Here is a 6,091-nt window from a genome sequence, read left to right on the forward strand (position 1 = left end):
GCAGCGGGCCGAAGTGGGCTTCGATCGGGTTGGCCCAGGAGGCGTAGGTCGGGGTGAAGCACAGTTCGACCTTGTTCTTCTTCGCCCAGCGGCGGATGTCCGCGCCGATGTGTGCGGAGAGGTTGTCCAAGATGATGTAGATGGGGGCGCCGTCAGGTCGGGCGGCGCGGATAGACCTCAGCGCGGCCAGGCTGTTGGTGGCCCCCTTGCGGCGGCGGTTGACACCCCACAAGCGGTCGTCGCCGACGGAGTAGCAGCCGTGGAAGTAGGTCACGCCGTGGGTGCGGCGGTAGGTCGCCGGCAGTCGGTTGGGCTTGCCCCGCTTCGCCCAGCAGGAGCCCGCGGTAGGGCGGATTCCCAGGGGGCCGAACTCGTCGAAGGCGAAGACCTGGTCCGGGAAGTATTCCAGCACCTGCTCGATGCGGTCGAGCTTGGCCTCGCGATGTGGGTCGGGGGACTCCTTCCAGGTCTTGGTGCGCTGGAAGGTGATGCCGCGGCGCAGCAGCAGGCACCGTAAGGCTTCACGGCCGATGCAGGTGACGCGTCCGTGCACGCGGCGCAGGTAGGCGGCGAGTTTGCGGATCGACCAGCGGGTAAAGGGTTGGCCGAGCTTGGTGGGGCGGGTGGTGGCCGTTTGGATGACGAAGTCCTCTTCGTCATCGCTGAGTAGGCGGGGACGGCCTCCCGCCCACTTAGGGTCCAGGCAGTCCAGGCCGAACGGCCACTACGGCGCCGAGGCCGGCGGTTTTGTACTTCATGACCATCTTCTTTGCGAGTGCCCCCCTGCGTCTGCCTCCCACCATGCGTCTGGCGCCGCAGAATCGCGCGATGACCGCCCGCACCCGGCTGTAGCAGAGATAAAAGGGTCTGACCAGGCATTTCGCTGTCCCGTCCGCCTACACAAGACCGACCTTTGCTACAAACGGTGTCGCGGAACAGCAGCCTGGTTGCTCACAGGCAGGGGTTCTTCACTCTCGATTTGCCCTACAGCACGCCGTGCAGGGCGCGGCTCCAGGGGTCGAGCGCTCTCGTGCGCGGGTGCGATCTCAATCCTCCCGGGTGTCACCGCGCGCGGGCGGTCCGCGCCTCGCGCTCATCGGCGATCCGGTCCAGTTCGCGCATCGCCTCGGCGTGGGCGCTCATCCGCCGACTGACGCTGCCGCTGGTGAACAGGACCGCTCCGGCCACGGACACCGGCACGGACAGTCCCAGCACGACCACGGCCTCCGGCCAGTCGCGCTCGTTCTGGCAGTAGTCGCCGTGGCCCAGCCCCTCGTTGGCCGTGCCGCGCTCCGTCATCAGCCGCGGCTCGCATTCAACGGGATACCGGTCGTCGGGCTTGCGGTCCACCTCGTACGGGGTAAGGAGCAGCAGGGTGCACCAGCTCCACAGCAGCCCGGCCACGACCAGCAGACCGATGCCCCAGGCTCGGGTCCGGCCGGCCCGGTCACGGAAGTCAAGGTCGTACTCAGTTGATCTCACGACGGGTGAATCTATCAACGGCTTCCGCTGCATGCGTCATAGCCCGATGAGAGCCTGCCCGGCAGGCAGCGAGCAATCTCGTCGTTGGGCAAGTCGAGTTGCCAGCGCAGCGCGATCGCCGTGCGATCATGGCCTTCCGGCTCAGCGCGCGACGAGAGCAAACGCTGACGCCTTCGAAGACCGGTGCGGGGCGGCCCTGTTGGTCGTTCCCGGGCCCGCCGGGTTCCAGGGTGCCGTGGCAGCAGCACCCGCGTATGGGGAACCGTCTCAGTCCTGGCGCCGCCGGGCGGCCTCGGTGAGCAGATGGCGCAGTTCGGGTCCGCTGGTGGGGGCCTTGACGCCGGTCCCGGACGGCCGCCCGGAAGCAAGAACCGCCGTCCCGCACCCCGCTACGACGTCGGCAAGACCGTCAAACGCCCCGAGACTCTCAAGGCCATCGGCAGACCCGGTAGATCCTGGTAGATGCGGATCAGTGCCCGGGGACCACCAGGTGGGCCCGTTCCCGAGGGCGGGTCACGGCCAGGTAGTGCTCTTCGGCCAGGCGCCAGCGGGACTCCCAGTCGATCGGGCCGTGGTTATGACCGCGTTCACGAAGCCGCCTCAGTGATTCCTCGCGGTGAGTGTCGACGTAGACCATCAGGTCGTAGTAGTCGGCGAGTTCGGGCCGGGCGGTGTAGACCCCCTCGACGACGACGATGCCGAAGTGGGAGACAGTGTGGATCCCGTCCGGCGCCAGAGCCCTGGTCTCCCAGTCGTAGCGCCGGTAAGCGGCATCACGGCCGGCGGCGAGCGGGGCGAGCACCTCGTCACGGAGCCGCTGCGCGGTCCCGTCGTCCGGGACCGGCATCATCTGAATCGCCGCGCCGGCAGCGACGCACGCGGCAACGACGCCGCGACCGCCACCTGCTGCTGATCACCCGGAACAGGGGCCGTCGGACGCGACGGCCCACGACTTCGTACGTGAGCCGGCCGTGAGGGATCCTGGCCTGGGATTTTGTGGCAGACGGTGGGCTGGACCGCGTCCGTCCGAGGGAACCGAGCTCGAGCAAGGCACGCCGTGGTGATCGTGGGCCCGCCGACGGGCCATCGTGGTGCGGCAAACCGATGGCGCTACGGATGGGGAACGCGGATGTCCGAATCGAACCGGGCCATGAGCCGGCGCAGTCTGCTCATCGCCGGCGGTGCGTTGACGACCACCGTCGCTGCGACGGGCGAGTCCAGCGCTCTGGCCAGGGGAGAAGCGGTGCCGCGGGGCTCGGGGAGCGGCGATGACGCCGGCCGGGCAAGGATCGACGTTCACCACCATTTCACCGCTCCGGAATGGGTTGACTGGGCAGAGCGTGAGGGCCTGGTGCAGCGGCAGGAGCTGCTGTGGTGGGCGCGTTGGGATGTGGACTCCACCTTGGCGCTGATGGACCGGGTAGGAATCGCGACCGCGGTCCTCAACCCAACCATGCAGGACCGGTACCGCACCGCGGCGCAGGCCAGGGAAGGTCTCACCGTCGTCTTCGAGGCGATGGCCGACCTGGTGGCCCTACACCCGGGCCGTTTCGCCGTCCTCGCTCCTGCTGTCCTGGACCATCCCGAAGTGACCACGTGGGCTCTCCGCCGCGCCTTCGACGAGCTCGGTGCCGTCGGAGTCAGCGTGAAAGCCAACTACAACGGTGTCTATCTCGGTGATCCCTCGTACGACCGCCTCCTTGCCGAACTCGACGAGCGCGCCGCGGTCCTCTTCACGCATCCGCTCGACCTCCCGGGGGGAACACCCGGCGTGCCCACCGTCCCCGGAATTCCGAACTTCATGTGCGATTTCCTGCTGGACACCACGCGTGCTGCTGTGAACCTGATCCGTACCAGGACACTCGACCGCTACCCGCACCTGTCAGTCATCCTGCCGCACGCCGGAGGATTCCTTCCTCAGATCGCCACCCGCATGGAGGCCTTCGGCGGCTTCTGCACTCCACCCCTCGATGCTGCCCGTGTACGGGACTACCTCCACCGCTTCTACTACGACACGGCGGGCCCGTCGGCCCCCTCGGGCACTCTGGTGGCCACCGCCGGCGCCGACCGGATCCTCTTCGGCACCGACTGGCCGGCCGCCTCCGCAGACATCGTCACCGACTTCACGGTGCCGGCCATCGAGACCGACCCCGTCTTCACCGACCGCCAACGACGCGGCATCAACCGCGACAACGCGCTCCGCCTGTTGCCTGCGCTGAGGCGCGCCCAAGGGCTGTCCCGCTGATTCACCAAGGATTACGGGACAGCCCTTAGCCCACGAAAGGTCGCTTCGCTGTTGACTGCCCGGCAGGCCGGTGGCGGTTCCGGCCTGCCGGGGGTACTTGCAGTCAGGCGAGGTTCTTGGTGAAGAACTCGTCGGACTTCTGCAGGAGATCATTCGCTGTCGACCAAGTGGCCCAATTGCTCAGGGCGACAGCCACGGCACCTCCCGTACAGGTCCAGGGGCCACACCGAGTACCAATCGGGGCTGAAAGTGGAGAGCACGGTCGTCGGAACCGCCACCAAAGCCATGGAGCGCATCGCGACCTCGGTACAGCGGGCGCGAAGACCCGACTGTGATCGGTGCCTCGAAGGCGTTGGCCAAGTTGTCGTTCCCACCCTCGGCCGGCCCGGGCCATTGACCTTTGAGCGCCTGGGTGAGCTTGTTGCCCTTGCCGGACTGGTCGTAGATGACGGTGATGAGGCAGCTGGTGTTCGCGCAGAAGGAGTCCTGCGCGGCGGCGTCGGCGTATCCGCCGGCGCTCAGCAAGCCGATGTCCTTGGTCGTGTTGTCGGAGGCGCGCTTGACCTGGTACAGCGGGCCGTTGTACGCCCCGTACAGGGCGCGGGTGGTGCTGTGCGCGGCGACGCAGGGGGTGCCGCCGGCGGCGTAGATGTCGCACGGTCCCTGGGTGGCGGCCTGCGAGGTGGTGGCCGTAGCGGTGAGCAGGCCGGCGGAGAGCGCGGCGGTTGCAACCGCCGCGAGTAGCGCGCGTCTGGCGCGGCGGATCCACGGTGGCTTGATCATGAAGAACTCCTTCACCAGGTGGGGTGTGAGCGTCGATGAACCCCCGGTGCCCGGCTGTGCGGGCGGTGCAGGTTGCGTTGACGCCTCCCTGCCGGTGCGGCTTTCGCCGTTTCGGCACCGGGCTCTGGGCGGGCTGCTCATCAGTTCCGGGGGGCGGCGGCGAGACGGCTGGTGTCCTGGCGCCACAGTGAGGTGGTGTCACAGTCGCTGGTATCGCCGTTGGTTGTGTGGTAGGCGGTCGAGGCGTAATGGCGGATGTACTTGGCCGGGTAGTTGAAGGACTGGAGGGAGTAACCTGTGCCGCTGTTTCCTGGCTGCTGCTACAAGGTGGCGTCGGCGGTGACTGGGTGGTCACCTCATTGGGCTTGAGGTAGAGCTCGAATGTGTCTCCCCTGCCCGCCGTCACGTCGTCGCCATCGCCAAGCGCGGAAGGCGGGAAGACAGGGTGTTGGGCGGCGGATGCCAGGGGATGCCGGCGTTTTCCGCTGGAGGCGCCGGCATCCCTGCGGGGGTCGGGTCAGCTCGTCAAACGGAAGGTGGCGTCGCCGCGGGCCGTCGCGGTGGTGATCGGGTCGAGCCGCAGCTCGTACGCGTAGTGGCGGATGTAGCGGTCCGGGTAGTTGTACGACTGGAACGACGAACGTATCCCAGCTCGGCGAGCACATCGGCCCGGCGGCGCTCGACGCCGCTGAGCCCCACCCCCTCGGGCCCGACCAGGACCGCGGGCCTGCGGTCGACACCGGCCGAGAGCGCGAGGCCGCGCAGCACGAAGCGCAGGCCGCGCTCGACGCCGCACACCGCGCGATTTCCAACGTCGTACAAGAAGGCGCGCCGGCCGGAGGCGAGGACGACTACATCGTTCTCGAACACGTCGGTGAGATTCCGAAGTTCGACTTCGAGCCGAAGGATCACCTCGAGCTGGGCGAGTCGCTCGGCCTGATCGACATGGAACGCGGCGCCAAGGTTTCGGGTTCGCGCTTCTACTTCATGACCGGCTACGGAGCCATGCTCCAGCTCGGACTGCTGCAGTTGGCGGCGCAGAAGGCGATCGCCAACGGATTCACGATGATGATTCCGCCGGTACTCGTACGCCCGGAAATCATGGCGGGTACCGGCTTCCTCGGTGCTCACTCGGACGAGATCTACCACTTGCAGGATGACGACCTGTACCTCGTCGGAACTTCCGAGGTGCCCATGGCCGGCTACCACTCGGGCGAGATCCTCGAGCTGAACGAAGGCCCGAAGCGCTACGCCGGTTGGTCCTCGTGCTTCCGCCGCGAGGCCGGAAGCTACGGCAAGGACACCCGCGGCATCATCCGTGTCCATCAGTTCGACAAGGTCGAGATGTTCACGTACTGCCGTCCAGAGGATGCCGACGCCGAACACCAGCGTCTGCTCGGCTGGGAGCGAGACATGTTGGCCGCCATCGACGTTCCGTACCGCGTGATCGACGTCGCCGGCGGAGATCTCGGTTCTTCGGCCGCGCGTAAGTTCGACTGCGAGGCGTGGGTTCCGACGCAGGGCACCTACCGTGAGCTGACATCGACGTCCAACTGCACGACGTTCCAGGCCCGCCGCCTC

General features: G+C 67.6%; 4 protein-coding genes and 5 pseudogenes. 2 read left to right on the forward strand and 7 right to left on the reverse strand.

The window, feature by feature from the left end:
* The 3 genes and pseudogenes from ABT116_RS38480 to ABT116_RS38490 all read right to left on the reverse strand — a co-directional run.
* Window positions 1–715, reverse strand: a pseudogene (locus tag ABT116_RS38480) (IS630 family transposase); the annotation flags it as partial.
* 347 nt (window positions 716–1,062) lie between these two features.
* Window positions 1,063–1,482 carry a hypothetical protein gene (locus ABT116_RS38485; protein WP_351644169.1) on the reverse strand — a complete coding sequence of 140 codons (420 nt, stop codon included), beginning with the start codon at window positions 1,480–1,482 and terminating at the stop codon, window positions 1,063–1,065.
* Window positions 1,483–1,951: 469 nt separating this feature from the next.
* Window positions 1,952–2,332, reverse strand: coding sequence for a uridine kinase family protein (locus tag ABT116_RS38490; RefSeq protein WP_351644171.1), 381 nt, complete (start codon window positions 2,330–2,332; stop codon window positions 1,952–1,954).
* A gap of 279 nt (window positions 2,333–2,611) precedes the next feature.
* Between ABT116_RS38490 and ABT116_RS38495 the strand changes: the two genes are divergently transcribed.
* A complete protein-coding gene (locus tag ABT116_RS38495) occupies window positions 2,612–3,727 on the forward strand; it encodes an amidohydrolase family protein (protein WP_351644173.1) in 1,116 nt (371 codons plus the stop codon).
* A 315-nt stretch (window positions 3,728–4,042) separates the two neighbouring features.
* Here ABT116_RS38495 and ABT116_RS38500 read toward each other — a convergent pair.
* The 4 genes and pseudogenes from ABT116_RS38500 to ABT116_RS38515 form a co-directional block, all read right to left on the reverse strand.
* Window positions 4,043–4,510 (reverse strand): annotated as a pseudogene (locus tag ABT116_RS38500) (arabinofuranosidase catalytic domain-containing protein); the annotation flags it as partial.
* A 140-nt stretch (window positions 4,511–4,650) separates the two neighbouring features.
* Window positions 4,651–4,767, reverse strand: coding sequence for a hypothetical protein (locus ABT116_RS38505; protein WP_351644176.1), 117 nt, complete (start codon window positions 4,765–4,767; stop codon window positions 4,651–4,653).
* A gap of 260 nt (window positions 4,768–5,027) precedes the next feature.
* A pseudogene (locus ABT116_RS38510) lies at window positions 5,028–5,150 on the reverse strand (AbfB domain-containing protein); the annotation flags it as partial.
* Window positions 5,150–5,278 (reverse strand): annotated as a pseudogene (locus ABT116_RS38515) (dienelactone hydrolase family protein); the annotation flags it as partial. The pseudogenes ABT116_RS38510 and ABT116_RS38515, both read right to left, overlap by 1 nt.
* On the opposite strand from ABT116_RS38515, the pseudogene serS reads away from it, so the two are divergent.
* Window positions 5,258–6,091: pseudogene (gene serS, locus ABT116_RS38520) on the forward strand (serine--tRNA ligase); the annotation flags it as partial. The pseudogenes ABT116_RS38515 and serS overlap by 21 nt on opposite strands.

Origin of the sequence: Streptomyces sp. NPDC002130 (assembly GCF_040296465.1) — a bacterium.
Taxonomy (GTDB): domain Bacteria; phylum Actinomycetota; class Actinomycetes; order Streptomycetales; family Streptomycetaceae; genus Streptomyces.

What these genes read in the sequence shown, in the direction of transcription:
- ABT116_RS38490 (WP_351644171.1), bottom strand. Translation starts at nt 2,332, where the DNA reads ATGATGCCGGTCCCGGACGACGGGACCGCGCAGCGGCTCCGTGACGAG.
- ABT116_RS38495 (WP_351644173.1), top strand. Translation starts at nt 2,612, where the DNA reads ATGTCCGAATCGAACCGGGCCATGAGCCGGCGCAGTCTGCTCATCGCC.